We start from the raw sequence: 25,238 nt of genomic DNA on the forward strand, positions 1-25,238 counted from the left end.
TCAAGTCAGATCTCGGCCCACATCCGCAGGAGATTGGCCAGGCTCTTGGAGATGCTGTCGAACTCGGCGGTCTTGCCGTCGCGCTCGAAGATCTGGCGGCGAGTGGTGTCGAGGTCGAACAGCACTTCACGTTGTTCAGGATGGCGTACCTGGCTCTGCAGCCAGCCCACTGCGGCCAGTCGTTGCCCCTGGGTGACCGGGTCGACGCGATGCAGCGTCGAGGACGGGTACAGGATCATCGAACCCGCCGGCAGCTTGAAGCGCTGTTCGCCCTGGGTGGTCTCGGTGACCAGCTCTCCGCCCTCGTAGCTGTCCGGATCCCCAAGGAAGATGGTGAAGGACAGGTCGGTGCGCATCGGCCCCTGGGGGGTGGGCATCACCGCGTCGTCGACGTGATTGCCGTAGGTCATGCCTTGCTGGTAGCGACTGAACATGACCGGCTTCATTCGGCGCGGGCGCGCGGCGATCTGGAACAGGGTGTGTGCGGACAGGGTCTGCATGACCTCGTCACGCAGGGCGGCGATGGCGGGCTCCTGGCTGCTCGCCTGCTGATTGCGCTTGACCGTGCGCGCATGCCAGCCGGCGGTCTCCCGTCCGTCACGAAAGTCGCTGGCGTCCAGTGTCTGGCGAATACGCTGGAGCTGGTCGTCGGTCAGCACCTTGTCGATACACAGAATCATCGGAGGCTCCCGCAAATGGCCGTCAGTATACCCGACTGTTAATCGTTTGCATTACACTTCGTGACACGCCAGTCTAGTGGGCAGGCACCTGATGGTTTGACTGGCGCAGACATTGCCAGATCGGACATGGGTTTGCGGCAAGTGGACCCTAGTTCCATCGAGCGCGAGCCCTGAACAAGAAATTGGCCCCAAGTAGACGTAGAAGGAAGGAGCACCCCATGACGCAAGAGACCCGTACCAAGCTGTGGATTGGCGTTGGCGCCAGCATCCTGCTCGGATCCAGCGCCGCCTGGGCCGACCATCACGGCGATGGCGACGATATGCACAAGGACGACGCTGCCTACGAACAGAGCCACGGCGGTGAAGGTGGCGAAGGTGGCGAAGGTGGTGAAGCCGGCCACGGTGGTGAAGGTGGCGAGAAGGGCCACGGTGGTGAAGGCGGCGAGCATGGCCACGGTGGTGAAGGCGGTGAAGGTGGCGAGCACGGCCACGGCGGTGAAGGTGGCGAAGGTGGCGAGAAGGGCGACGGCGGTGAAGGTGGCGAAGGTGGCGAGAACGGCCACGGCGGCGAAGGCGGCGAGCACGGCCACGGTGGTGAAGGTGGCGAAGGTGGTGAATCTGGCCACGGTGGTGAAGGTGGCGAGCACGGCCACGGCGGCGAAGGCGGTGAAGGCGGTGAAAGTGCCTCCCTCGCCAGCGATCCCTATGCGGTCTTTGCCTATCTGACGGCGTCTTCCGGTGGTGAAGGCGGTGAAGGTGGCGAAGGCGGTGAAGGCGGTGAAGGCGGTGAAGGCGGTGAAGGCGGTGAAGGCGGTGAAGGCGGCGAAGGTGGCGAAGGTGGCCACGTCGACGCGGCCAACCCTGGCGTCTACACCACTGAGCTCGCGCTGATGCTCGGCCACCTTGAGGTCGCCAAGGAGCTCTACACCGAGGGGGCCAAGACCGCGTCCTATCCCCACTTTGGCCATCCCTACCATGAGGTGTACCCGGGCATCGCGCCTGCGCTGGAAAGCCGTGGCATCGACGCTTTCGATACTGAGCTGGAAGCCTTCTCCGGCAAGGTGCAGCAGGGCGGTGACTGGAGCGAGGTCGAACAGGATTACGCATCGCTTCGCGAGACCATCCTCTCGGCCATGGCCGACGTCGACGATGGCCTCGAGCAGGATGCGGGCTTTCAGGCCAAGGTCCAGCTGGCGCTGTTGAAGACCGCGCTGCACGAGTACGAAGAAGCCGTGGATGACGGCGAGTTCAAGAACGTGGTCGAGTATCAGGACGGTCGTGGCTTTGTGCTGACCGCCCGGGAGTCGCTGGAGCGCCACGCCGACATGTTCCGTCAGGCGGGTGCCTACGATGCCCTGGTCGAGGGCTACGACGGGCTGCTCGAGGCCTGGCCGACGGCCAAGGCGCCGGAGTCTCCGGTGATGACGGTAGGCGAGCTGTCGGCGGCGATGTTCCCGCTGGAGGCCGAATTGGGCAAGTTCTGATGGAACTGCCCTTGAGCTAGCATCCCAGAGCTAGCGTGAAGGGGCCGGCGTCTGCCGACGCTGGCCCCTGGACGTAAGTCCGCCAACCACACCTGGTCATGACGCAGACAGGGCCTGTTTACAGGCCCTGTCTGCGTTGGTCGTTGGGGTGGCACTCGACAATGCGGCTCAGGAGTCCTGGCCCTGCCTGTCGCTCAGATCATCGTGTCTGCCTCGGATGCGCACCAGGAAGGCGGCGACCAGGGCGAAGATTCCGAAGGCGACAGGCACGGCGGCGACCGAGATCAGGGTCAGAATGACCTTGAAGATGTCGCCTTCCAGCCAGTTGATCACCACCGCCAGGGCGGCCATGGCAACGATCCAGAAGGCCCGTGAGCGGCGCACCGTCAGCATCTCGCAGACCAGTCCCGCCGAGTCTGCGCTGGTGACGAAGAACAGCAGGATGTTGAGCGCCAGGACGGCCGACAGCACGCCATGGCTGTCGAGGGTCGCCATCAGGGCGAAGACGTCCTCGGAGCCGGTCTCGAGTCCGCCGAGGCCGAAGGTGGTAAACCACAGGCAGGAGAACAGGCTCGGCACCAGCATCACCCCCAGTACCAGCTGGCGCAGGGTGCGGCCCTTCGAGATACGCGCGATGAATACGCCGGTGAACACAAACCAGCCGTACCAGGCGGCTTCGAAGGCGTACAGCCAATCCGCCAGCCAGGCCTTGTGCTCGGGATCGCCGAGGCCGATATCGGTCGCCATCGCCGGGTACTTCACCAGGTATTCCGGCAACAGTCGGGTGAAGGTGCCGAGGATGTCCAGCGGTGAGGTCAGCACGAAGACGCTGACCATCAGAAACAGGGCGAACAGCGTGTTGTAGTTGCTCAGCCACTTGATGCCACGCTGGAGCCCCGAGGCGCTGGAGGCGATCGCGAACAGCGACAGCACCAGTATGATCAGGGTGGGGCTGGCGTCGATGCCGAAGAACTGCTCGAGGCTCTGTTTGAGCGGATCGGTGGCGTAGGAGAAGGTCAGCGACAGGCCGATGACGGTAGACACCACCAGGCTGACCAGGTTGAGCTTGCTGAGAAAGCCGCCACCAAGCAGCGTCTCGGCGGGCTTGTCGATGTTCAGGTTGTACATGGCGTGAGCGAAGATCACGCCGATCGCCAGATAGCCGGCCCAGGCCAGCAGGCCCCAGTGGTTGAAGGCGTACAGCAGGGCCTGGTCGGTGCTGTGGCCGGCATCGACGTGGTAGCGCGGTTCCAGCACGCCCCAGGTCACCAGGCCGATGCCCATGCCGGTGGCGAACAGCATGCCGAGCCAGGCCAGGGTGGAGAATTCGGGATCTCCCTGGCCGAACCGGAGCCGCCCCAGGGGGGTGAACATCAGCACGGTAAAGACGATGGAGGCGGCGAAGGCCGGGTAGGTGAAGATGAAACCGAAGTTGCCGATGACGTTGACCTTGATGGCGTCAAGCAGCGTCTGGAAGGGGCCTGGGGCGAGGGCGGCAAAGGAGATCAGGGCGATGACGGTGGCCACGGTGGCGACCGAAGTGGTGATGTTCTGGTTCATTGGCGTCTCGTTGTCGTTTTGGAGGGGCGGGCGGTCGGCGGTGTCCTCGGTTGGGCAGGGTAAAGGCGACGAAAATGTGCCGGTTAGTCGATTCAAGCACTTGAAAAACAAGGTGTTTAGAGAAAAGACTCTAGTCAAGATGTGCGGCAAGCGCACGGCAGAATGCTCGCCAGGCAGCCTCCATGGCAGGCAGTGACGAGCGCGCGTGCAGGGCGCCGTGCAACATGCCCTCGGCCATATGCACACCGATCTGGTGGTGGCAGCGGCGCCATTCATCGAGTGTTGCCAGCAAGGGGGGCGTCAGCGGGTCATGCTCCACGGCCAGGCACTCGATGGCCCGGCTGGCGGGCAGGTCGTCGCCGATCCGGCGAGCCTGTTCGGCGATCATTGACCAGGCTGCCAACACGTCCTGACGGCTGAGCAGCGGCGCGTCCGGTCCGAGGCTTGTGTCGCTTGGCGTGCCGAGCAGCGGGTAGACCAGGCCCAGGGGGCTGTCGTCGGCAGCACGCCTGGCGGCGTCCAGCACCAGCCGGGCACCGGCGCTGTCGCCGACCAGGGCAACCGGCGCAAGCCGCTGACGGACCACCTCGACGTCGTCGAGCAGCGCGAGATAGCACGCCTCGGGCGTCAGCCGGTAGTTCAGGCTGACGACCTCTCGCCCGAGGGCCTGGGCAAGACCGGCGGCGACACCCTGGTGGCTCTCTATCGAACCGATGGTGAAGCCGCCACCGTGGGCGTAGAGCACCACGCCTTCGGCGCCGAGGTGCGGCCGATAGCGGCGCACGCCGACGCCGTCGATGACCTCGTCGGTGACTGCGATCGTGGCCGGTACGGGGCCGGCGAAGCTGGCGCAGAGCTCGTCGTAGTGGCGCCTCGCCTGGTTCATCGGCATCGTCGCCATGGCGTCGAGCCCGGCCTGGAAACGTTCGGCGAAGTCATCGATGGTCATGGTCTGGTGTTCCCTGGCCGAATCTGCGCTGATGGCGCCGTCAGCGTCGGACGATGCCGATACGCCGCCCGAGTCCCTCGGGAGCGGGCGATGAGATGACCGGCAGCGCAGCGATGGCGGTGTCCACCGCCTCGGGGAAAGGTCCCGGTCGACCGCTGTCGAGGTCGATGCCCATCAACATCTGTTCGCTGGTGGCCAGCAGCTGTTCGCCGCTGTACAGCTCGAACCACAGATGCAGGCGCTTGGCGTCACGATCGACCAGCGCGACCTCGACCTGAAGGGGCTGCCCCTGGTGGGCCTCGCACAGGTAGCGCAGATGGGTCTCCAGGGTGTAGAGGGTGTAGCCGTGCCGGTCGCGCCCGGCCTCGTCGAGGCCGATGCGCTCCATCAGGGTGTCGACCGCCAGGGAAAACACCCTGGCGTACTCGGCGTCGTTCATATGGCCGTTGTAGTCGACCCAGTCAGGCTTGACGTCGGTGTCGAGCAGCGCCATCAGATGCGCCCCTCGAGGCCTTCCGCCTCCGGCCAGTACTTCTGGACCAGCCCGAGCAGCTCGACCAGAAAGTCGTCACGACGGCGATCCAGCTCGGACACGCTGCGACCCGCGGCCTGGTGCTCGCAGCCCTCGACCACCCGATCGATCAGCTCGTCGGTCAGCTCCGGGGCCTCGAGCTTGGTCCAGGGCAGCTTCAGGGCGGGGCCGAACTGTTCCAGCATGTGGCGCATGCCCTGATCGCCGCCGGCCAGATGGAAGGTCAGGAAGGTGCCCATCAGTGACCAGCGCAGGCCGCAGCCGTAGACCACGGCGGCGTCGATCTCTTCTGTGGTGGCGACACCGTCGTTGACCAGATGCAGGGACTCCCGCCACAGCGCCTCCATCAGGCGATCGGCGATATGCCCTTCGATCTCGCGACGCACCACCAGCGGGCGCATGTCGAGTGCCTGGTACAGCGCCTGGGCCCGCTCGGTGTGCTCGGCCTGGGTGGCCTCGCCGCCGACCAGCTCGACCAGCGGCAGCAGATACACCGGATTGAAGGGATGGGCGACGATGACCCGGCCGGGCGCGTGCTGACAGCCCTGTTGCAGGTCGCTGGGCTTGAAGCCCGAGGTCGAGGAGCCGATCAGCACCTCAGGCGGCGCCGCGGCGTCGATCTGGGCCAGGATGCTGCGCTTGAGCTCGAGGCGCTCGGGCACGTTTTCCTGGATCAGGTCGGCGCCGTCCACTGCGGCTTCCAGCGAGGTCGCAAAGCGCAGGTTGTCGGGGCTTGCGCCCTCGGCCAGGCCCCGTTTTTCCAGTGACGGCCAGGCATTGTCGACGAAGGCACGGGTGCGTGCCTCGGCCTTGGGGTCGGGGTCAAAGGCGGCAACACGCCAGCCGTTGGCCAGGGCGCGAGCGATCCAGCCGTTGCCGATGACGCCGGTACCGATGACGGATAGCTGTTTCATGCATCACCTCCAGCGCTGTCGCCGGCGATCTGACCGGTGGACGGGTCGCGCAGCTTGAGGAACTTGCGGGTTTCGGCCGGGGTCATCACGTTGGCGCCAAGGTGGTTGATCATCCGACCGGCCTTCTCGACCAGCTGGGCGTTGGAGGCCAGTACTCCCTTTTCCAGGTAGAGGTTGTCCTCGAGGCCGACGCGGGCGTGGCCGCCGAGCAGTACCGCCTGGGCGGCCATGGGCATCTGGTGGCGACCGATGCCGAAGGCCGCCCAGTTGGCGTTGGTCGGCAGCTTGTTGCGCATGGCCAGCATGGTCTCGGTGTCGGCCTCGGCGCCCCAGGGGATGCCCAGGCAAAGCTGGTAGAGCGGGTCACCGTCGATCAGGCCTTCGGCCTGGAGCTGGCGGGCGAACCATACGTGGCCCAGGTCGAAGCACTCGAGCTCCGGCTTGACCCCGGCGGCCTGCACCAGGCGGGCGTGTTCACGCAGCCAGTCGGCGGAGTTGACGTAGATCATGTCGCCAAAGTTGAGGCTGCCGCAGTCCAGGGTGCACAGCTCAGGCAGCAGCTCGCCCACCGGCTCATGGCGCTGGGCCGGGGTCTGGATGTCGGTGCCGGGGCCGCCACGGGTCGGATCCTGGCTGTCCGGAATCCAGTCCCCGCCACCGCCGGCGGTGATGTTCATGACGATGTCGGTGTCGGCCTCGCGCACCCGCTCCATCACCTCGCGGAAGTGATCCAGCGAGTGGCTGACGCCACCGGTCTCGGGGTCGCGCACGTGGATGTGGGCGATGCTGGCGCCGGCCTTGGCGGCCTCGATGCAGTCGTTGGCGATCTGCTCGGGGGTGACCGGGACCTTGTCGCTCTTGGCGGTGGTGTCGCCGGCGCCGGTCACGGCGCAGGTCAGAATGACGTTGCGGTTCATGATGCTCTCCTCGTCGTGAATGGGCGCAGTGTGGCGAAGATGACGGCCTGTCACTTGGCACCGGGCGTCGTTTTGTTGACGTCATGCGACATCCTTGGTGTCGCTGCCAATCTGTGCCAGAACAGGCGTGATGAGGAGGGTAGGGAGAGCGCGGGGAAAGGATTCGGCAACGAGCGCCACCAAGTAGCACGTTCATCGACGTATCCCTTCACCTCTGTATTGGAATAGAGACCCATGACCGACTTTACTCAGCACGATCTGTCCAGCGCCCCCGAAAGAAGCCGCCCCCTGCTCGAGAAGGCGCAGAAGGAGATGGGCATGATCCCGGCCCTGTATAGCGTGATGGCCGAAGCGCCGGGCGTGCTGGAGGCCTACCAGCGACTGCATGAGCTGTTTCTCGCCTCGAGTTTCGATGCCGCCGAGAAGACGGTGGTATGGCAGGCGATCAACGTCGAGCATGATTGCGAGTACTGTGTGGCCGTGCACACGGCGGTGGCCGGCATGATGAAGGTGGACCCCGCCATCACCCAGGCGCTGCGCGACCAGCAGCCGCTGGAAGACGCTCGTCTGGAGCTGCTGCGCCAGACCACGCTGGCCATCGTGCGTGATCGCGGACGTCCGGATCCGGCCGTGGTGGAGCACTTCCTCGAGGCGGGCTTCACCCGGCAGCAGCTGCTGGATATCGTGCTGGGGGTGAGCCAGAAGATTCTGTCGAACTACGTGAACCACCTGGCGGACACGCCCATCGACGACGCCTTCAAGCGCCACGCCTGGACGAAGGGGGCTGCAGGTACCGACGCGGCGGCCTGATCGAGGGGGCCTTCACCGGCGACGCAGTGGCGTGCAGCCAAGCGGCAGACTGCTGTTTGCATAGGCCTGAGACAACAACAACCGCCGCTGGCAAAGGCCACCGGTAAACAACGGATATTGGCAAGAGCCGCTACTGGTAAAAACGAATAGTGGCAAGAAACGATACGGCCAAGAAACGATAGTAGAAGCACCAAGGGCGCCCGCTGGGCGCCCTTGGCATATCTGGCTGGTGTCAGGAGACCGCCTGGCTATTTATCGCCTGGCTGTTGATGGCTGGCGACACGCAGACAGCAGCGTCGGTCGCTCGCTTTAGACCTCAGGCGCTGGCGTGAAGGTCGGCGGCGCCGACACCATAGAGATCAAAGGCCAGTTCACGTCCGGTGGTGGTGAGCACCAGCCGCCCCTGGCTATTGTGGGCCACCAGCGCCTGGCGCAATAGGCGGCGCAGACGCGAGGCCTGGGACCGTGAGCGGGTCAGAGAATCGAGCCGCTCGGCGCTGAGCCCGCGACTGGGCTGGGTGATCGCCTCCAGCACCTCGCCATCGCGGTAGAGATCCTCGATGAAGGCGGTGAGGTCGATGCGCTGGGCGGTGTCGTTGTGATCAGCGGTGAGGGCCATGGTCCCATCCCGAATAAGAAGATGGGACCAGTATACGACAATCGTCGAATTAGACCAAAGTCTATAAGTGCGTCGACCAGGATCTCAGCCGTTGACCTGACCCAGCATCAAGAACTCCAGCAGCGCCTTCTGGGCGTGCAGGCGGTTGCCGGCTTCCTGCCAGACGACCGCGCGGGGATCGTCGAGCAGGGTCTCGCTGATCTCCTCACCGCGGTGGGCCGGCAGGCAATGCAGGAACAGCACGTCCTTGGCGGCGGCGTCGAGCATCGCTTCTGTGACCTGGAAACCGGCAAAGTCCGCCTCGCGACGAGCCTGCTCTTCCTCCTGGCCCATGGAGGCCCAGACGTCGGTGGTGACGAGGTCGGCGCCGGCCACGGCGGTCATCGGGTCGCGCTCGATCACCACCCGATCACCGGCGGCGGCCAGGATATCCTCGCGGGGGTCGTAGCCCTCGGGGCAGCAGATACGCAGCTTGAAGTCGAACTGACGCGCGGCGTTGATCCAGGAGTGGCACATGTTGTTGCCGTCGCCGATCCACACCGCGGTGCGGCCCTTGACGCTGCCGCGCAGCTCGGTCCAGGTCATGACATCGGCCAGCAGCTGGCACGGATGGTAGTCGTCGGTCAGGGCGTTGATCACCGGCACGTCACTGGCGGCGGCGAATTCCTCGAGACCCTGGTGGGAAAAGGTGCGGATCATCACCGCATCGACCATCTCCGAGAGCACCCGCGCGGTGTCACCGATGGGCTCGCCGCGCCCCAACTGGGTGTCGCGCGGTGACAGAAACAGGGCGTGCCCGCCAAACTGGGCCATGGCGGTCTCGAAGGACACCCGGGTACGGGTCGAGGATTTCTCGAAGATCATCGCCAGGGTGCGGTTGGTGAACGGCGTGTAGGTCGGGCCGTGGGCCTTGAGGCCGTTCTTGATGGTGATGGCGCGCTGGATGAGGTAGCGCAGTTCATCCTGGCTCAGGTCCAGTAGGGTCAGGAAGTGGCGGGTGGCCATGGCATCTCTCCAACGAGGTAAAAAACGACCATCCTAGCCAGCCCCGAGGGGATGCGCAACGCGCCGCCGGGCCGTACAATGCGGCCATGCAAAGGCCGAGTGTGGCCATCGGGTATTGCCTCCTGCGAGGTAGTCCGCCGGGGCCGCATTGAAAATGGGGCGGGATGCCCCCATTGTCCCGGTCTGCGTCACTTAGCAAGGGCGAGCAAGCCAAGCCCGTTTCAACGAGGAGCCGTGATGAGTACCACCGTCGAGAATATTCAGCGCCAGATCAGTGAAAATCCCATCCTGATCTACATGAAGGGGTCTCCGCAGCTGCCGCAGTGCGGCTTCTCCGCCCAGACCGTGCAGGCGCTGATGGCCTGTGGCGAGCGCTTTGCCTTCGTCAACGTGCTGGACAACCCCGACATCCGCGCGGAGCTGCCCAAGGTGGCCAACTGGCCGACGTTCCCGCAGCTGTGGGTGGAAGGCGAGCTGGTCGGCGGCTGCGACATCGTCGTCGAGATGCACAACAACGGCGAACTCGAGCCGCTGGTCAAGCAGGCCGCCGAGCGTGCCCGCCAGAACGAGGAAGGCGCTGCCGACTAAAGAGCGCTGTTGGTGGCCGTGCGCCCGCCAGGCCAACGCCTTTCCATAAGGCGGTGTCCGGTGGGACCGCGTCGACCGGCTGCCGCGAAAGCTTCGCACCTACGATAAAGGCCCCGATGGTCATCGACCATCGGGGCCTTTATCGTCTTGAGACTTTAGTGGCCGAAGGGGATCAATCCTCTTCCATGCCTTGCTCCTGCTGGGCCAGCCGCCATCCGCCCAGGTCCTTGTAGCGATTGACCATGGCGCAGAACAGCTCGGCGGTGCGCTCGGTGTCGTAGCGGGCCGAGTGCGCGGCGTTGTTGTCGAACTCGATACCGGCGGCGCGACAGGCCCGGGCGAGCACGGTCTGGCCGTAGACCAGGCCGGCAAGCGAGGCGGTGTCGAAGCTCGAGAAGGGGTGGAAGGGGTTGCGCTTGATCTCGCAGCGATTGACCGCGGCGTTGAGAAAGCCGTGGTCGAAGGCGGCGTTATGACCCACCAGGATGGCTCTGGTACAGCCGTGTGCCTTGATCGCCTTGCGCACCGGTCGAAATATCTCGCCAAGCGCCTCGGACTCGCTGACCGCCACCTGCTTGCGCAGCGGGTCATCGAGGCGGATGCCGGTGAAATCCAGCGCTGCCTGCTCCACATTGGCACCGGCAAAGGGTTCGATGTGGTAGGCGAAGGTGGCGTCGGGCAGCAGGTTGCCCTCCGGGTCCATGGTCAGGGTGACGGCGGCGATCTCCAGCAGGGCGTCGGATTCCGGGTTGAAGCCGCCGGTCTCGATATCCACCACCACCGGCAGAAAACTGCGAAAACGTTGCGCCATGAGTTCGCGGGCGATCAGCTCGCTCATGCACCTCTCCTTAGTCGGGCCGTGTGGGGTCAGGGGGCCTGCTGTTGGCAGGCCGAAACGGCGAAAGTCTAGCAGTTTGGGGCAGCGGCGTCCCGTGGCCGGTATTCGGCACCCCAGATGCACGCTATAATCGGCGCTCTTCGGGCGTTATTCGCGCCGCGAATGCGTTGGTCACACCATGGTTGGTTACAAGAAGGAGCCCCTAGCATGTCCGATGTAAAGAAGGTCGTGCTCGCCTATTCCGGCGGACTGGACACATCCGTCATCGTCAAGTGGTTGCAGGAAACGTACGACTGCGAGGTGGTGACCTTCACCGCTGACATCGGTCAGGGCGAGGAAGTCGAGCCTGCCCGTGCCAAGGCCGAGGCCCTGGGCGTCAAGGAAATCTACATCGAGGACCTGCGCGAAGAATTCGTGCGCGACTACGTCTATCCGATGTTCCGCGCCAACACCATCTACGAGGGCGAGTACCTGCTGGGCACCTCCATCGCCCGTCCGCTGATCGCCCGCCGCCTGATCGAGATCGCCAACCAGACCGGTGCCGACGCGATTTCTCACGGCGCCACCGGCAAGGGCAACGATCAGGTTCGTTTCGAGCTTGGCGGCTATGCGCTCAAGCCCGGCGTCAAGGTGATCGCCCCGTGGCGCGAGTGGGACCTCAACTCCCGCGAGAAGCTGATGGCCTACTGCCAGCAGCACGATATTCCGGTGGACTTCAGCAAGAAGAAGAAGTCGCCGTACTCCATGGACGCCAACCTGCTGCATATCTCCTACGAGGGCGGCATCCTCGAGGATCCCTGGGCCGAGGCCGAGGAAGACATGTGGCGCTGGAGCGTGTCGCCGGAGGCCGCCCCGGATACCCCGACCTACGTCGAGCTGACCTTCGACAAGGGTGACATCGTGGCCATCGACGGCGAGCCGATGAAGCCCCACGAGGTGCTCGAGAAGCTCAACAAGCTGGGTGGCGACAATGGTATCGGCCGTCTCGACATCGTCGAGAACCGCTACGTCGGCATGAAGTCCCGCGGCTGCTACGAAACGCCCGGGGGCACCATCATGCTGCGTGCTCACCGCGCCATCGAGTCGCTGACACTCGACCGCGAAGAGGCCCACCTGAAAGACGAGCTGATGCCGAAGTACGCCGAGGTGATCTACAACGGCTACTGGTGGAGCCCCGAGCGCCGCATGCTGCAGGCGGCCATCGACGAGACCCAGAAGAACGTCTCCGGTGTGGTGCGCATGAAGCTCTACAAGGGCAACGCCATCGTCGCCGGTCGCCGCTCCGACGAGTCGCTGTTCGACGAGTCCATCGCCACCTTCGAGGATGACCAGGGCGCCTACGATCAGAAGGACGCCGAAGGCTTCATCAAGCTCAACGCCCTGCGTCTGCGCATCGCTGCCGGCAAGGGTCGTCGTCAGGACTGAGTGGTAACGTCGCGCGACAGGCCAAAGGAGTTCCCATGCTGAAGCAACTGTTCGGAGCGCTGTTCAAGGGGGACGGCAAGTCGTCGTCCCGGGCCGCGCCCGAGGCCGAAGCGGTCGAGTACCGTGGTTACCTGATCATCTCGCAACCCGAGGAACAGGGCGGTCAGTTCCGCGTCAGCGGTGTCATCCGCAAGCCCATCGAGGGCGGCGAGACGCTGGAGCATCGGTTCGAGCGATCCGACCTGGTGCCGGGGCGGGAAGCCTGTGACGCCCTGATGCGGCAGAAGGCCGAACGCTACATCGATGAAGTCGGCGACGAGATGTTCGAACCGCGCTGATTGCTCACCACGACAACGGCGCCCTCCGGGGCGCCGTTTGTGTCTGTGGGGCGGTTGTTTCAGGCAGGTCGCCGCCGCACCCGTCAGCCCAATCAATACGCCCCGGCCCATGCCGGGGAGAGCCGCACCTCAGGCCATTGCCTGTCTCAGGGAAAGACCCGGCTCAAGGCATGACTCGTTCCAAGGAGAGTCCCATGATCGTCGTGCACCATCTGGAAAATTCGCGTTCACTGCGTATCGTCTGGCTGCTGGAAGAGCTGGGCGTGGACTACGAGATCCGCCAGTACGCCAGAGATCCGAAGACCATGCTGGCACCCGCCGCACTCAAGCAGGTGCACCCGCTGGGCAAGTCCCCGGTAATCACCGATGAAGACGCAGGTAGCCGCGTGGTGGCTGAGAGCGGCGCCATCATCGACTACCTGCTCAGGCGCTTCGATACCGAGCATCGACTGTGGCCGGAGCCGTCAAGCGCCGACACCACCGACTTCGTGTTCTGGATGCACCACGCCGAGGCCTCGGCCATGCCGCCACTGGTCATGAATCTGGTGTTCAGCCGACTCGGCAAACCGCCGGTGCCGGCGCTGATGCGGCCCCTGGGCCGGCTCTTTGCCGAGGGCGTGCGCAAGCAGTATCTGGGGCCGGAGATCCTCCGTCTGATGGACTTCTGGGAGCACAGCCTGGAAGGGCGAGAATGGTTCGCGGGCGAGCGCTTCAGTGCCGCCGACATACAGATGAGCTTCCCGCTGCTGGCGCTGGAAGGTCGTGGCCAGCTGGGCGACCACCCGCAGCTTGGCGCCTTTGTCGAGCGCTGTCGCCAACGGCCCGGCTATGTCCGCGCCGTCGAACGGGGAGGCGAACTGTCGCTGTAACCTGGTGCGGAAGGACGCTCGCGCATCGTCTGGCAGAAAGGATCCTGTGGGAATGGCCGAAGGACCTTTTGGCAAGCACCTTGTGGGAAGGACCTCGCATGAGGAGCGTGACAGTAGGAGCGTGCACGAGGGGTGTGCTACCAAGCGCCTTGCCTGACAAGGCATTGCGCCTGCTCCGTTGCGCGGCATTCGCTGGAGCGAATATTCATGTCGGCAAGTTATGAGCATGAAAATTATTATTCATTGCAAGCATATTGAGTTTGCTGCTCCGAGCGGGATAATGGGCGTCAACACCCACCTAGGAGGTCAAGATCATGCTGAGGTCCCTGACATTTGCCGGTGCCTTGCTGGTGGCAGGCTCCGCCCAGGCGCTTGAGGTCGATCCGCTGGTCAGCCCCGCCTGGCTGAGCGAGCATCTGGACAACGATAATCTGGTGGTGCTGGACATTCGCTCCAGCATCGACAATGGCGGCGATCGCTCGAGCTTCGAAGGCGCCCATATCCCGGGCAGCCTGTACTCGAGCTATACCGAAGACGGCTGGCGCGAGAGCCGTGACGGCGTCACCGGGGTGATGCCGCCGGTGTCGAGTCTACAGCGGCTGATCGGTGGGCTCGGTATCGACAACGACGATACCGTGGTGCTGGTGCCGGCGGGCACGGGTGCCACCGACTTCGGCAGCGCGGCACGGGTCTACTGGACCTTCAAGGTACTCAGCCATGACCAGGTGGCGATCCTCGACGGTGGCTTTGCGGGCTGGAAGGAACAGGGGCTGGAGGTCGCCAGTGGCCCCGTCGAATATCCCGACCCGGTGCGCTTCGAGGGCGAACTGGACGAGTCACTGCTGGCCACCACCGAAGAGGTCGAGGCCGCACGGGAGTCCCAGGGACAGCTGGTCGACGCTCGCCCCGAGGATTACTTCAAGGGGGACAATCAGTCGCCGGCGGCGGCGGCCCCTGGCACCATCCCGGGTGCCTTGAACCTGCCTCACCAGAGCCTGCTGGCCAACGATGGCGGCGCCTGGCGTCTGGACACCGCCCAGGTGACCTCGCGGATACAGGCGGCCGAGCTGGACGCCAGCGCCAAGACCGTGGCCTTCTGCAACACCGGCCACTGGGCCGCCACCGACTGGTTCGTGCTCAGCGAAATCGCCGGCTTCGACAATGTGGCACTGTATGACGGCTCCATGGCCGAGTGGACCCAGGACGAGTCACGCCCGTTGGCGGTGGCCAAGCAGGGACTGGGCAAGGTGCTCGACGCCCTGGGCCTTGGTGACGACTGATCGCCCTGAGGCTCCGGCTGCCTTGAGGCTCCGGTTGGCGCCTTGTTAAAGCGTCGATTTCGCGCAATTGCTGCGCCTTTGCTACGTTATCGTTGCCTCGCTTCTGCGTCCGTGCCGGACCTGTTGCTGGATGGCAGGGTTTGACGCTATCGCCACGCCGCCGACCCCGGGTCGCCGGCGTGGCCCTCTCATCACGAGTAGATCACTACCATGACACAGACTTCCGCTGCGGCCCCCGTCCAGGGCCGCCTTCCTGTCGATCGTTTCGTCGTCGGCGTGGCCCTGGCCGGGATGCTGATCCTGGGCGGGCTGGTGTGGCTCGAGACCGCTCCTTTCCTGGTGGCGCTGTTCGGCGTCGGTATCGCGCTGGGGATGGCGCTCTACCATGGGGCCTTTGGCTTTACCGCCGGCTGGCGCAATCTGGTCACCAAGCGTCGCGGCGCCGGCATGCGTGCCCAGTTGATCCTGTTTGCACTGACCTCTGCGCTGATGATTCCGCTGCTCGGCAGCGGTGAGCCCGGCATGGTGGGGGCGGTGGCGCCCATCGGCACCTCGCTGGTGGTGGGCTCCTTCGTATTCGGCCTGGGCATGCAGTTGGGTGGAGGCTGTGGCTCAGGCACGCTGTTTACCGTCGGCGCCGGCAACCTGCGCATGCTGGTGACACTTGCGTTCTTCATCATCGGTGCGGTGGTCGGTTCGATCCACCTGCCGTGGTGGCTCGACCTGCCGAGCCTGGATCCGATCAGCCTGATCGACAGTGTCGGTGTCATCGGCGCCATCGCGGTACAGTGGGCGGGACTGGCGCTGGTGATGCTGTGGGTCAATCGCGTGGAACGCCGCGCCCACGGTTCGCTGGAACGTTCGGAGCTGCGCCTGGCACCTGCCGAAGGCGGGGTGCTGCGCACCCTGGTGCAGGGACGCTGGCCCTTCGTCTGGGCGATCCTGGTGCTGGCGATCGGCAACACCCTGACCCTGGCCATCGGCGGGGCGCCCTGGGGCATCACCTTCGCCTTCAATCTTTGGGGCGCCAAGGCGTTGCAGGCCATCGGCGTGGACATGAGTCAGTTCGAGTTCTGGACCTGGGACTACCCGGCCATGGCGCTGGCCGATTCGGTGCTGGTGAACATCACCTCGGTGATGAACTTCGGTCTGCTGCTGGGTGCCATGCTGGCGGCGGGTCTGGCCAATCGCTTCAATGAAGCCAGTCGCAAGCCCATCGAGGGACGTCAGTTCCTGGCGGCGATCATCGGCGGCCTGCTGCTGGGCTACGGTGCCCGCCTGGGCTTCGGCTGCAATATCGGCGCGCTGTTTTCGGGACTGGCCTCGGGCAGCCTGCACGCCTGGGTGTGGTTCGCCTGCGCCTTCGTCGGTTCGCTGGTGGGGATTCGCCTGCGCCCCTGGTTCCGGCTGCCCAACTGATCGACCGACCCACTGATCCATTGTTCAAGGTGATTCCCATGAAAGCCGCCTATCATCGAAGCCGCGTCATCGGTCTGTTGCTGGCGATTCTGGTATTGATCATGGCCGACCACCTGGCCAGTCCCACCTTCGCCTTCAACATGGGCGACGGCCACGCTCGCACCTCGCTGAACCAGCGTGACGCCAGCGCCTGTGCGCCCTGTGGGGCGCCGTGCCCGTCCACTCGCCAATAGGGCTTGCATAAAAAGTGCCTGCGCTCGCCGACTTTTCGTAGAAAGCCTGGAATTATGCCTGCGCTCGGTGACGTTCTACCGTCCAGGCACTGTTCGTCAGACAGTATTTGCCAACAAAGAGGCGCCCCTGCCATGGCAGGGGCGCCTCTTGTGGTCGTCAGTCTGACGGGGAGGCGATCATTCTCGTGGGTCCTGTTCGCGGCGGGGGATCTTCGGCCCCAGCGGCCCGAGCCACAGCCAGACCTGGAGCACCACCAGGATCGGTAACAGCCAGGTCGGCGCGCCCACCGTCCACACCAGCACCTGGTGGATCATGAAGGCGGTCAGGCCGCCGAGCAGGCCAAGCACCGGGAACATCAGTGGCCGCTCGGAGCCCGGGCGGCCACTTAGCCGGAACAGCGAGCCGGTGAAGGCGCCAAAGCTCACGGCCATGGCCAGCGGAATCCAGAGTTGCTGTAGCACTTCCTGCATCGTTAACCGCTCATGTTGAGACTTGGGCCCTCAGGCTAACGCGTCTGGCCGCCGGCTGCGCTTGAACTTTGGCGTAATTCGCCTGGCTTTCGGCTTTCGGCTTTCGGCTTCCGGCTTCCGGCACGCATCCTTGGTGATGGGCGCTTTCGTCGGTGAGCGCTTTTGTCTGTGGTGCTGGGGGCCAGGACGGGCGAAAACCGTCGCTGGGTGCAGTCGCGGCCCATGCAAGGTCTAGATGTCGGTCTTGTCCTTGAACTCGCACAGATCCTCGATGACACAGCTGCCGCAACGTGGCTTGCGTGCCACGCAGGTATAGCGACCATGGAGGATCAACCAGTGGTGGGCGTCCTGGCGAAATTCGCGGGGGACGTGGCGCACCAGCCGTTCCTCGACCTCCACCACGTTCTTGCCCTTGGCGATGCCGGTGCGGTTGGAGACCCGGAAGATGTGGGTGTCCACGGCGATGGTGGGCTGGCCGAAGGCGGTGTTGAGGATCACGTTGGCGGTCTTGCGTCCGACCCCGGGCAGGGCCTCCAGCGCCGGACGGGTGGCCGGTACCTCGCCATCATGGCGCTCGATCAGCAGATGGCAGGTCTTCATCAGGTTTTCGGCCTTGGTGTTGAAAAGGCCGATGGTCTTGATGTGTTCCTTGAGCGCGTCGATCCCGATATCGATGATCGCCTGGGGTGTGTTGGCCACCGGGAACAGGCGAGCGGTGGCCTTGTTGACGCCGACGTCGGTGGCCTGCGCCGACAGCAGTACCGCGGCCAAGAGCTCAAACGGTGTGCTCCAGTTGAGCTCGGTGGTCGGCTCGGGATTGTGGGCCCGCAGGCGGGTAAAGATCTCGTGGCGTTTGGCAGCGTTCATGCTCGTCTCTTTGGTTGGCAAGCCAGGGGCTGAATCGACAGCGGGCCAGGCCGGGCGGATCTTCAGCGCACGACTCCGGTAACCCGCACCCGGCGTTCGTCCCTGGGCGTCCGGGTCGGCGCCGGGCGGCGGCGCTTCACGGCGTCGTCGATGGCGTTCTTCGCGGCGATCAGCAGCCCGGTGACCAGAAAGGCCCCCGGGGGCAGCACCAGAAACAGCATGCCGCCATCACCCGGCAGGTGCAGTGTCCAGTCACCGGCTGCCTCGCCCAGCAGCAGGTCCATGCCGGCGAACAGGGTGCCTTGCCCCAGCAGTTCGCGGATACCCCCGATCAACACCAGCACCAGAGAGAAGCCGAGGCCGTTCATCAGGGCGTCGAACAGGGCCGGCTTGAGCGGTTGGCGGGAGGCAAAGGCCTCGACCCGAGCCAGGATGGCGCAATTGGTGACGATCAGCGGCAGGAAGATACCGAGCACCTGGTAGAGCTCGTAGGCCAGCGCCGCCATGGCCAGTTCGACGCAGGTCACGAAGGCAGCGATGATCAACACGAAGGCGGGCAGGCGTACCTCAGGGCGTACCTGGTGGCGCAGCGCCGAGGCCGAGGCGCTGGCGCCGAGCATCACCCCCAGGGTGGCGATCCCGAGCCCCAGGCCATTGACCACACTGCCGGTGACGGCCAGCAGCGGACACAGGCCGAGCAACTGGACCAGGGCGGGATTGTTGCTCCACAGCCCCTTGATGGCGATGTCACGAGCGTCGCTGCGGGTCATGGACTGGGCTCCTGGTTACTGGCGTCTGGCGTATCACGCGGCGACCCTGCAGTCAGCACCGCTTCGTTCACTGCCTGGATGACGGCGCGAGAGGTGATGGTGGCACCGGTCAGGGCCTCGATGGGGCCCTGCGGGGCCAGGTCCAGCTGGTGGCGAGCGAGGCCTTCGAACTGATCGATCCAGGGACCCTTGCGGCGCTCGATGGCGTCGCCGAGACCCGGCGTCTCGCGGTGATCGACGACGCGCACTGCCGTGACACGCCGCTGCGGTGTCAGTGCCACCAGCACCTCGACGGGGCCTGCGTAGCCGAGCGCTGACGAGGGTTGCAGGGTGGCGAGCAGCGTGCCGCTTTCGTCCAGCGCCTGCCAGCCTTGGTCACCGGCCGGCGCCGGCACCAGCCTGGCGGTGCCCTGAGGCGCCAGGCTTTGCAGCAGGGCGTCCTGGTGGGCCTGGCGATTGGCCTCGATACGCCCCTCGCTGAGCGCCTGGGTCAGGCTGACCGCACCCAGGGTCACCAGGGCGAACAGGGCAAGTTTCACGGCCAGTGTTCGCGGAGCCGACGTGTTGCTATCAGGGCTATTCATCAGCGCTCTTGACCAGGGCGGGTCGCTGGCTAGCCGTCATCGTTGTGCCTCCGGGTGGCTCGAGCATTCGATGGCCGGTCGGGCACCAGCTGGTCGAGCAGGGGGGCGGCCAGGTTCATCAGCAGCACGGCGAAGGCCACGGCGTCAGGGTAGCCGCCGTAGGCACGGATGATCATCGTCAGGGCGCCGATGCCGGCACCATAAGCCAGGCGTGCACGACGACCGCTGGCGGCGCTGACCGGGTCGGTGACGATAAAGAAGGCGCCGAACATGGCCGCGCCCCCGAGCAGGTGGAAGCCGACTCCGCCGCTGGCCGACAGTTGATCGAACAGCCAGGCGAGCAAGGCCATGGAGGCGAGCATCGACAGCGGCAGGCGCCAGTCGATCAGCCGGCGGTAGAGCAGGTAAAGACCTCCGGCCAGCCAGGCCACGGCGACGTTGCGCCAGGCCTCCAGCGCCGCTGGTGCCACTAGCTCGGCGAGGCTGGCGTCTGCGGGGCGATGGCGGTAGGCGTCCAGCGGTGTGGCACCGCTCATGGCATCCAGTGCCGCTGGCGGGTGCTGGCCCAGCCAACGTGCCAGCCAGGTCGAGGGCTCGACGGCGTCGGGGCCGAATAGCCCCGAGGGTGCGGGCCACAGGCTCATCTGGGTGGGGAAGGACACCAGCAGCAGGGCGTAGCCCACCATGGCGGGGTTGAACAGATTCTGGCCGAGCCCGCCGTAAAGGTGCTTGGCCACCGCCACGGCGGCAAGCGAGCCGATCAGGATCAGCCACAGGCTGGTGCCCGCCGGCAGCGCCGCACCCAGCAGTACCCCGGTCAACAGGGCGCTGCCATCAGCGATGGTCGGCGAGACGGGCCGCCGACGCGCCACCAGCATCATCGCCTCGATCAGCACACAGCAGGCCGCTGCGGTGATGACGTTGGTGACGACGCCAAGGCCGAAGAACCAGCTCTGGGTGATGAGTCCGGGCAGGCAGGCCAGCGTCACCCGACGCATCAAGGTAGCGCTGTCGTGTCCACGGCGAGCGCTGTCTGCGCTGGTGTGGCGGTGAAGGTGGCTCATGGCCGGGTTTCCTCCTGACGGGTGGCCTTGAGTCGTGCATCGGCGGCGGCGAGGTGCTGTCTGGCGGTATCCAGCTGAGTCTCGAGGTCGGCGAGGACATCCGCCGATTGCTGCTGCTGGGCGGCGCGCTCCAGCGCCTTCTCAGCCTTGCGTGCCGCGGCCTTGGCGGCTGCCTGGGCGATGCGCAGGCCACGCACGTCCGGGGCGCTGGCAGCGCCTTTTGCACCGGCTGAGCTATCCTCGGCGCTGCTTGCGTCACGCTCCTGGCCGCGCCGGGTGGCGGCCTGACGACGGGCCTGGCGACGTGCTTCACGCTCGGCCGCCTCGCGCTGCTCGCGGGCCTGGCGTGCCTCGAAGCGGTGGCGGGCCTGGTCGGCCCGGGCGCTCTCGGCGCGCGCGGTGCGCAGGCGCTGCTTGGCCTCGCCGAAGCCGTTGGCCAGCGGCAGGTGGCTGGGGCAGACGTAATCGCAGGCGCCGCACTCGATGCAGTCGAACAGGCCGTTGGCCTCGGCCTTGTGGTCTTCGCCTGCCTGGGCCTGCCACCACAGCTGCTGAGGGGCAAGGCCCACCGGGCAGGCCGGCTGGCAGTCGCCGCAACGGATGCAGGGGCTTGCGGGGGGCGGTGTCGGCAGTTCTGCCGCGTCAGCGGCGATCAGGCCGTTGGTGGTCTGGGTGATGGGTTGGTCAAGCGATTCGATCGCCTGGCCCATCATCGGACCGCCTTCGATCACCCGAGACAATCTGGCGCGATCGAGGCCGGCGTCCTTCAACAGGTGTTCGATGGCGGTGCCCAGGCGCGCGGTGACATTGCCGGGGCGTGCCAGTGCTCGGCCCGCCAGGGTCAGGGTGCGCTCGATCATCGGCTTGCCGAGCGCCACCGCGTCGTGGATGGCCGCCAGGGTCCCGGGATTGTGACACAGCACGCCGGCGTCCACCGGCAGCTGGTCCGAGGCGAGACGGCGGCCCAGCAGGCGCTCGATCAGCTGGCGCTCGCCGCCGCTGGGGTAGCGGGTTGGGATCACCTCGAGTCGTGCCGGGCAGGGCAGCTCGCCTAGCCGGGCCTCCACGGCGCTGGCCGCCTCGGGCTTGTCGTCTTCGATGCCGATGACAATAGAGGCGGCCCCGGTGGCATGGGCCACCATCGCCGCACCGGACAGCACCCGGTCGGTGTGCTGGCGCAGTGTCTGGTCATCGGCGCTCAGGTAGGGTTCGCACTCGGCGGCGTTGACCACCAGGGTATCGATGCCCGCCTGGCATGCCGCGCGGACCTTGAGATGGGCCGGAAATCCGCCGCCGCCCATGCCGGCGATGCCGGCGTCGGCAATCCGTTGGATGATCTCGCCGGGGGCCGCGCCTTGCCAGTTGAGCGGCGGCAGCCAGTGGTGCTGTGAAGCGCCGTCTGCCTCGATCACCACGGCGGGCGGGTGTTGTCCGCTGGCGTCCGCCTCGTCGTGCATGAACAGCGCGCTGACGTGGCCCGAGATGCTGGCGTGCACCGGCAGCGCCAGGTGGCCGACGGCGCGTGCCACTGGCTCGCCGGCACGCACGTACTGGCCTGGCTTGACGATAGGCTGGACCTCTCGCCAGGGCTGGTCGCGGCCATCTTCCAGCAACAACGTCACCCTGGCCGGTAGCGGCGGCGTGCGTATGCCCAGGTCACGGGTCTGCGACTTGCGGGTAGGGGGCAGCACGCCGCCGGCGGGCCGGCTACCCGCCGCCAGTGATCGCCAGAGTCGCTCAAGCACTGCCATGAAGCGTCTCCGTGGTGCGGTCGCTGGCGATGATGCCGGCGGTCCAGCGGGGTTGTGGCTCTCTTGGCAGCATGTCGATGCAGTCCACCGGGCAGGGGGCGATACACAGATCGCAGCCGGTGCATTCGTGTGCGATGACCGTGTGCATCATCTTCGAGGCGCCGAGGATGGCGTCTACCGGGCAGGCCTGGATGCACTTGGTGCAGCCAATGCATTCATCTTCCCGAATAAAGGCCACCCGGGGGGTATCGTCGGCGTCGCCGTCGAGCGCCAGGGGTTCCCGACCAAGCAGTTCGGCCAACTCAAGGATGGTTGCCTCGCCGCCCGGTGGACAGCGATTGATGGCCTCTCCCTGCTCGACGGCTTCGGCGTAGGGCCGACAGCCGGGATAGCCACACTGGCCACATTGGGTCTGGGGCAAAAGGGCGTCGATCTGCTCCACCAGGCCATCCTCGCCGTCCTTGAAGCGACGGTTCAGCCAGCCCAGCAGTCCGCCGCAGACACCGATCAGTGCGACCATCAGGACCACGCCGACAAGACTCGTCAGACTCATGGAGAGCCCCCGGTGGCAAGCCCGGTAAAGCCCATGAAGGCCAGCGACATCAGGCTGGCGGTGATCATGGCGATGGCCGCACCGCGAAACGGGCGCGGTACATCGGCGCCCGCCAGGCGTTCGCGCATGGCCGCCAGCAGGATCAGCACCAGCGAAAAGCCCAGAGCGGCGCTGAATCCGTACAGCAGTGCATCGAAGAAGCCGCCGTCGCGCCCCAGGCTCAACAGCGCCACGCCCAGCACCGCGCAGTTGGTGGTAATCAACGGCAGGAAGATGCCGAGCACCCGATGCAGCAGGGGGCTCAGGTGGCGCACCATGACCTCGGTGGCCTGGACTACCACGGCGATCACCACGATAAAGGCGATGGTGCGCAGGTACTCAAGATCCAGCGGCACCAGCAGATAACGGTGCAGCAGGTGACTGGCCGCCGATGACAGGGTCAGTACGAAGGTGGTGGCAAGGGACATGCCCAGCGCCGATTCCAGCTTCGAGGACACCCCCAGGAAAGGGCATAACCCGAGAAACTGCACCAGCACGAAGTTGTTGACCAGGGCGGTACTGACGAGGACGAGAAGAACGTCGGTCATGGAATGCACGAGGTAACGGCCGGCGGGCAGGACCCCGCCGGCGGATGGGCGTGATGGAACCCCTTAGCTGACCCGCTGGCCGGGTTCTGCGCCACTGTGGGGTTCGAGCAGATAGATGCCGTCGTCGTTGCCAGCCGCCAGCACCATGCCTTCGGAAACACCAAAGCGCATCTTGCGCGGTGCCAGGTTGGCCACCATGACGGTCAGCTTGCCTTCGAGAGCCTCCGGCGAATAGGCGCGACGGATGCCGGCGAAGACCTGACGGCTTTCGCCGCCGAGATCCAGCGACAGCTTGAGCAGCTTGTCGGCCCCTTCGACGTATTCCGCCTTGGCGATGCGGGCGATACGCAGGTCCACCTTGGCGAAGTCGTCGAAGCTGATCTCGTCGGCGATCGGCGTCTCGGCCAGCGGTCCCTTGGGCGTTTCCTTGAGCTTCTGTTCTTCCACCAGATCCTCCTTCGATGCTTCGATCATGGCATCGATACGATCGTTCTCGACTCGGGTCATCAGCGGCTTGAACTTGTTGACGGGGTGATCGCCCAGCCAGGTCTCGCGGCTGTTCCAGTCGAGGGTGTCGAGATTCATGAACAGTCTGGCCTGTTCGGCCATGGCCGGTACCACCGGGGCCAGGTAGACCATCAGCTGACGGAACAGGTTGATCCCCATGGAGCAGATGTCGAGCACTTCCTGCTCGCGGCCTGCCTCCTTGGCCAGCACCCAGGGCGCCTGGTCGGCGATGTAGCTGTTGGCCTCGTCGGCCAGCTCCATGACCTTGCGCATGGCGCGGCCGAACTCCCGCTGTTCATAGTAGTCGGCGATCTCGTCACCGGCGGCGATGAAGCGCGCCAGCATGTCCGGCTCGGCGCAGTGAGTCGACAGCTGCCCACCTCCGAGCTTCTTGACGAAACCGGCGCAGCGGCTGGCGATGTTGACCACCTTGCCCACCAGGTCGGCATTGACCCTGAGCGCGAAGTCCTTCAGGTTCAGGTCGAGGTCATCGACCCGGGAGGTGAGCTTGGCGGCGAAGTAGTAGCGCAGGTACTCGGGATTGAGATGCTCGGCGTAGGTCGCCGCCTTGATGAAGGTGCCGCGTGACTTGGACATCTTGGCGCCGTTGACCGTGACGAAGCCGTGGCAGTTGACTGCGGTGGGGGTGCGCATCTCGGCCCCGTGCAGCATCGCCGGCCAGAACAGGGCGTGGAAGTAGACGATGTCCTTGCCGATGAAATGGTAGACCTCGGCCTTTGAATCGCGCTCCCAGTAGCTGTCGAAGTCCAGCCCCTCACGCTCGCACAGGTTCTTGAAGCTCGCCAGGTAGCCGATCGGAGCGTCCAGCCAGACATAGAAGTACTTGCCTGGCGCGTCAGGAATCTCGAAGCCGAAGTAGGGCGCGTCGCGGCTGATGTCCCACTCGTTGAAGCCGGACTCGAACCATTCCATCAGCTTGTTGCGGATCTGCGGCTGGACATGGTCGTCCTTGATCCAGGCACTGAGGAAGTCGGCGAAGTCAGGCAGCTTGAAGAAGTAGTGGGTGGAGCTGCGGACTTCCGGGGTGGCGCCGGAAATAGCCGATACCGGATCGATCAACTCGGCAGGGGTATAGGTGGCGCCGCAAGCCTCGCAGTTGTCGCCGTACTGATCCGCGGTGTGGCACTTGGGGCAAGTGCCCTTGATGAAACGATCGGCCAGGAACAGACCCTTGACCGGATCGTACATCTGCTCGATGTCACGGGTGGCGATGTGCCCCTTGTCGCGCAGGCGCTTATAGATAAGCTCGCTGAAGTGGCGGTTTTCCTCGGAGTGGGTCGAGTGGTAGTTGTCGAAGGCCACGCCGAAACGGGCGAAGTCCTGCTGGTGTTCGCGGGATACGCGGTCGATCAGCGCCTCGGAGGTGATGCCCTCCTGCTCGGCACGCAGCATGATCGCGGTGCCGTGGGCGTCATCGGCGCAGACGTAGTGGCACTGGTGGCCGCGACTCTTCTGGAACCGCACCCAGATATCCGTCTGGATGTACTCCAGCAGGTGGCCCAGGTGAATGGCGCCGTTGGCGTAGGGCAAGGCGCTGGTGACCAGAATCTGGCGCTTGTCGGGTGCGGTGATGGACATGGTGTGACGTGATATCCCGTTGAAA

The 25,238-nt window shown here is 65.4% G+C and carries 27 protein-coding genes; 9 read left to right on the forward strand and 18 right to left on the reverse strand.

Going from position 1 to position 25,238, the window contains the following annotated elements:
• Window positions 1–5: 5 nt before the first annotated feature.
• Window positions 6–680: a Fe2+-dependent dioxygenase gene (locus KUV74_RS14960; RefSeq protein ID WP_045994549.1), complete on the reverse strand. Its 675-nt coding sequence runs from the start codon at window positions 678–680 to the stop codon at window positions 6–8.
• Window positions 681–898: 218 nt separating this feature from the next.
• Here KUV74_RS14960 and KUV74_RS14965 point away from each other — a divergent pair, with 218 nt between their 5' ends.
• Entirely contained in the window at window positions 899–2,164 is a 1,266-nt protein-coding gene (locus KUV74_RS14965) for a hypothetical protein (RefSeq protein WP_222516750.1), read from the forward strand.
• Window positions 2,165–2,332: 168 nt separating this feature from the next.
• Here KUV74_RS14965 and KUV74_RS14970 read toward each other — a convergent pair whose 3' ends face one another.
• The 5 genes from KUV74_RS14970 to KUV74_RS14990 form a co-directional block, all read right to left on the reverse strand.
• Window positions 2,333–3,724 (reverse strand): BCCT family transporter, encoded by a 1,392-nt coding sequence (locus KUV74_RS14970; RefSeq protein WP_045994800.1) that lies wholly within the window; start codon window positions 3,722–3,724, stop codon window positions 2,333–2,335.
• 130 nt (window positions 3,725–3,854) lie between these two features.
• Window positions 3,855–4,673 (reverse strand): alpha/beta hydrolase fold domain-containing protein, encoded by an 819-nt coding sequence (locus tag KUV74_RS14975; RefSeq protein ID WP_222516751.1) that lies wholly within the window; start codon window positions 4,671–4,673, stop codon window positions 3,855–3,857.
• Window positions 4,674–4,713: 40 nt separating this feature from the next.
• Window positions 4,714–5,166, reverse strand: a complete 453-nt coding sequence (locus tag KUV74_RS14980; RefSeq protein ID WP_222516752.1) for a thioesterase family protein — start codon at window positions 5,164–5,166, stop codon at window positions 4,714–4,716.
• The gene (locus KUV74_RS14985) at window positions 5,166–6,119 is read right to left on the reverse strand and encodes an L-carnitine dehydrogenase (RefSeq protein ID WP_213227967.1); all 954 of its coding nucleotides are present in this window, start codon (window positions 6,117–6,119) and stop codon (window positions 5,166–5,168) included. Before KUV74_RS14985 ends, KUV74_RS14980 begins: the two co-directional genes overlap by 1 nt.
• The gene (locus tag KUV74_RS14990) at window positions 6,116–7,036 is read right to left on the reverse strand and encodes a 3-keto-5-aminohexanoate cleavage protein (RefSeq protein ID WP_108133355.1); all 921 of its coding nucleotides are present in this window, start codon (window positions 7,034–7,036) and stop codon (window positions 6,116–6,118) included. The genes KUV74_RS14985 and KUV74_RS14990 overlap by 4 nt, the downstream gene beginning before the upstream one ends.
• 234 nt (window positions 7,037–7,270) lie before the next feature.
• Here KUV74_RS14990 and KUV74_RS14995 point away from each other — a divergent pair, with 234 nt between their 5' ends.
• Window positions 7,271–7,846: a carboxymuconolactone decarboxylase family protein gene (locus KUV74_RS14995; RefSeq protein WP_222516753.1), complete on the forward strand. Its 576-nt coding sequence runs from the start codon at window positions 7,271–7,273 to the stop codon at window positions 7,844–7,846.
• A gap of 316 nt (window positions 7,847–8,162) precedes the next feature.
• Here the strand turns inward: KUV74_RS14995 and KUV74_RS15000 are convergent, their stop codons facing one another.
• Window positions 8,163–8,465, reverse strand: a complete 303-nt coding sequence (locus KUV74_RS15000; protein WP_045994794.1) for a hypothetical protein — start codon at window positions 8,463–8,465, stop codon at window positions 8,163–8,165.
• Window positions 8,466–8,549: 84 nt separating this feature from the next.
• Entirely contained in the window at window positions 8,550–9,470 is a 921-nt protein-coding gene (gene argF, locus KUV74_RS15005) for an ornithine carbamoyltransferase (protein WP_045994793.1), read from the reverse strand.
• A 237-nt stretch (window positions 9,471–9,707) separates the two neighbouring features.
• On the opposite strand from argF, the gene grxD reads away from it, so the two are divergent.
• A complete protein-coding gene (gene grxD / locus KUV74_RS15010; RefSeq protein ID WP_045994792.1) occupies window positions 9,708–10,058 on the forward strand; it encodes a Grx4 family monothiol glutaredoxin in 351 nt (116 codons plus the stop codon).
• A gap of 172 nt (window positions 10,059–10,230) precedes the next feature.
• On the opposite strand, the gene rnt is transcribed toward grxD, so the two are convergent.
• Window positions 10,231–10,896, reverse strand: coding sequence for a ribonuclease T (gene rnt / locus KUV74_RS15015; protein ID WP_045994791.1), 666 nt, complete (start codon window positions 10,894–10,896; stop codon window positions 10,231–10,233).
• A 207-nt stretch (window positions 10,897–11,103) separates the two neighbouring features.
• Here rnt and KUV74_RS15020 point away from each other — a divergent pair, with 207 nt between their 5' ends.
• The 6 genes from KUV74_RS15020 (at window position 11,104) to KUV74_RS15045 (ending at window position 16,460) form a co-directional block, all read left to right on the forward strand.
• Window positions 11,104–12,321: an argininosuccinate synthase gene (locus KUV74_RS15020; RefSeq protein WP_045994790.1), complete on the forward strand. Its 1,218-nt coding sequence runs from the start codon at window positions 11,104–11,106 to the stop codon at window positions 12,319–12,321.
• A 35-nt stretch (window positions 12,322–12,356) separates the two neighbouring features.
• Complete coding sequence (locus tag KUV74_RS15025; RefSeq protein WP_045994789.1) at window positions 12,357–12,659, forward strand: HlyU family transcriptional regulator; 303 nt, start codon at window positions 12,357–12,359, stop codon at window positions 12,657–12,659.
• Between the two features lie 194 nt (window positions 12,660–12,853).
• Window positions 12,854–13,528 (forward strand): glutathione S-transferase family protein, encoded by a 675-nt coding sequence (locus KUV74_RS15030; protein WP_108449420.1) that lies wholly within the window; start codon window positions 12,854–12,856, stop codon window positions 13,526–13,528.
• Between the two features lie 314 nt (window positions 13,529–13,842).
• Entirely contained in the window at window positions 13,843–14,808 is a 966-nt protein-coding gene (locus KUV74_RS15035; protein ID WP_222516754.1) for a sulfurtransferase, read from the forward strand.
• Window positions 14,809–15,018: 210 nt separating this feature from the next.
• A complete protein-coding gene (locus KUV74_RS15040; protein WP_222516755.1) occupies window positions 15,019–16,227 on the forward strand; it encodes a YeeE/YedE family protein in 1,209 nt (402 codons plus the stop codon).
• Window positions 16,228–16,265: 38 nt separating this feature from the next.
• Complete coding sequence (locus KUV74_RS15045; protein WP_045994785.1) at window positions 16,266–16,460, forward strand: hypothetical protein; 195 nt, start codon at window positions 16,266–16,268, stop codon at window positions 16,458–16,460.
• Between the two features lie 177 nt (window positions 16,461–16,637).
• Here the strand turns inward: KUV74_RS15045 and KUV74_RS15050 are convergent, their stop codons facing one another.
• From KUV74_RS15050 to metG, 9 genes are all read right to left on the reverse strand, one after another.
• Window positions 16,638–16,931, reverse strand: a complete 294-nt coding sequence (locus tag KUV74_RS15050) for a hypothetical protein (RefSeq protein ID WP_045994784.1) — start codon at window positions 16,929–16,931, stop codon at window positions 16,638–16,640.
• Window positions 16,932–17,162: 231 nt separating this feature from the next.
• Window positions 17,163–17,798, reverse strand: a complete 636-nt coding sequence (nth, locus tag KUV74_RS15055) for an endonuclease III (RefSeq protein ID WP_124804801.1) — start codon at window positions 17,796–17,798, stop codon at window positions 17,163–17,165.
• Window positions 17,799–17,860: 62 nt separating this feature from the next.
• Window positions 17,861–18,568: an electron transport complex subunit E gene (locus tag KUV74_RS15060; protein ID WP_222516756.1), complete on the reverse strand. Its 708-nt coding sequence runs from the start codon at window positions 18,566–18,568 to the stop codon at window positions 17,861–17,863.
• On the reverse strand, window positions 18,565–19,107 hold the full coding sequence (locus KUV74_RS15065; protein WP_222516757.1) for an RnfABCDGE type electron transport complex subunit G: 543 nt from the start codon (window positions 19,105–19,107) through the stop codon (window positions 18,565–18,567). The genes KUV74_RS15060 and KUV74_RS15065 overlap by 4 nt, the downstream gene beginning before the upstream one ends.
• A gap of 74 nt (window positions 19,108–19,181) precedes the next feature.
• On the reverse strand, window positions 19,182–20,216 hold the full coding sequence (locus KUV74_RS15070; protein WP_108133361.1) for an RnfABCDGE type electron transport complex subunit D: 1,035 nt from the start codon (window positions 20,214–20,216) through the stop codon (window positions 19,182–19,184).
• Window positions 20,213–21,967, reverse strand: a complete 1,755-nt coding sequence (rsxC, locus tag KUV74_RS15075; RefSeq protein ID WP_222516758.1) for an electron transport complex subunit RsxC — start codon at window positions 21,965–21,967, stop codon at window positions 20,213–20,215. The genes KUV74_RS15070 and rsxC overlap by 4 nt, the downstream gene beginning before the upstream one ends.
• Window positions 21,954–22,520 carry an electron transport complex subunit RsxB gene (gene rsxB / locus KUV74_RS15080; RefSeq protein WP_213227946.1) on the reverse strand — a complete coding sequence of 189 codons (567 nt, stop codon included), beginning with the start codon at window positions 22,518–22,520 and terminating at the stop codon, window positions 21,954–21,956. Before rsxB ends, rsxC begins: the two co-directional genes overlap by 14 nt.
• The gene (gene rsxA / locus KUV74_RS15085; protein ID WP_045994778.1) at window positions 22,517–23,107 is read right to left on the reverse strand and encodes an electron transport complex subunit RsxA; all 591 of its coding nucleotides are present in this window, start codon (window positions 23,105–23,107) and stop codon (window positions 22,517–22,519) included. Before rsxA ends, rsxB begins: the two co-directional genes overlap by 4 nt.
• A gap of 63 nt (window positions 23,108–23,170) precedes the next feature.
• Complete coding sequence (metG, locus tag KUV74_RS15090) at window positions 23,171–25,213, reverse strand: methionine--tRNA ligase (RefSeq protein WP_222516759.1); 2,043 nt, start codon at window positions 25,211–25,213, stop codon at window positions 23,171–23,173.
• Window positions 25,214–25,238: the final 25 nt, after the last annotated feature.

It is taken from the genome of Halomonas sp. DP1Y21-3, from assembly GCF_019801245.1.
GTDB classification, from domain to species: domain Bacteria; phylum Pseudomonadota; class Gammaproteobacteria; order Pseudomonadales; family Halomonadaceae; genus Halomonas; species Halomonas litopenaei.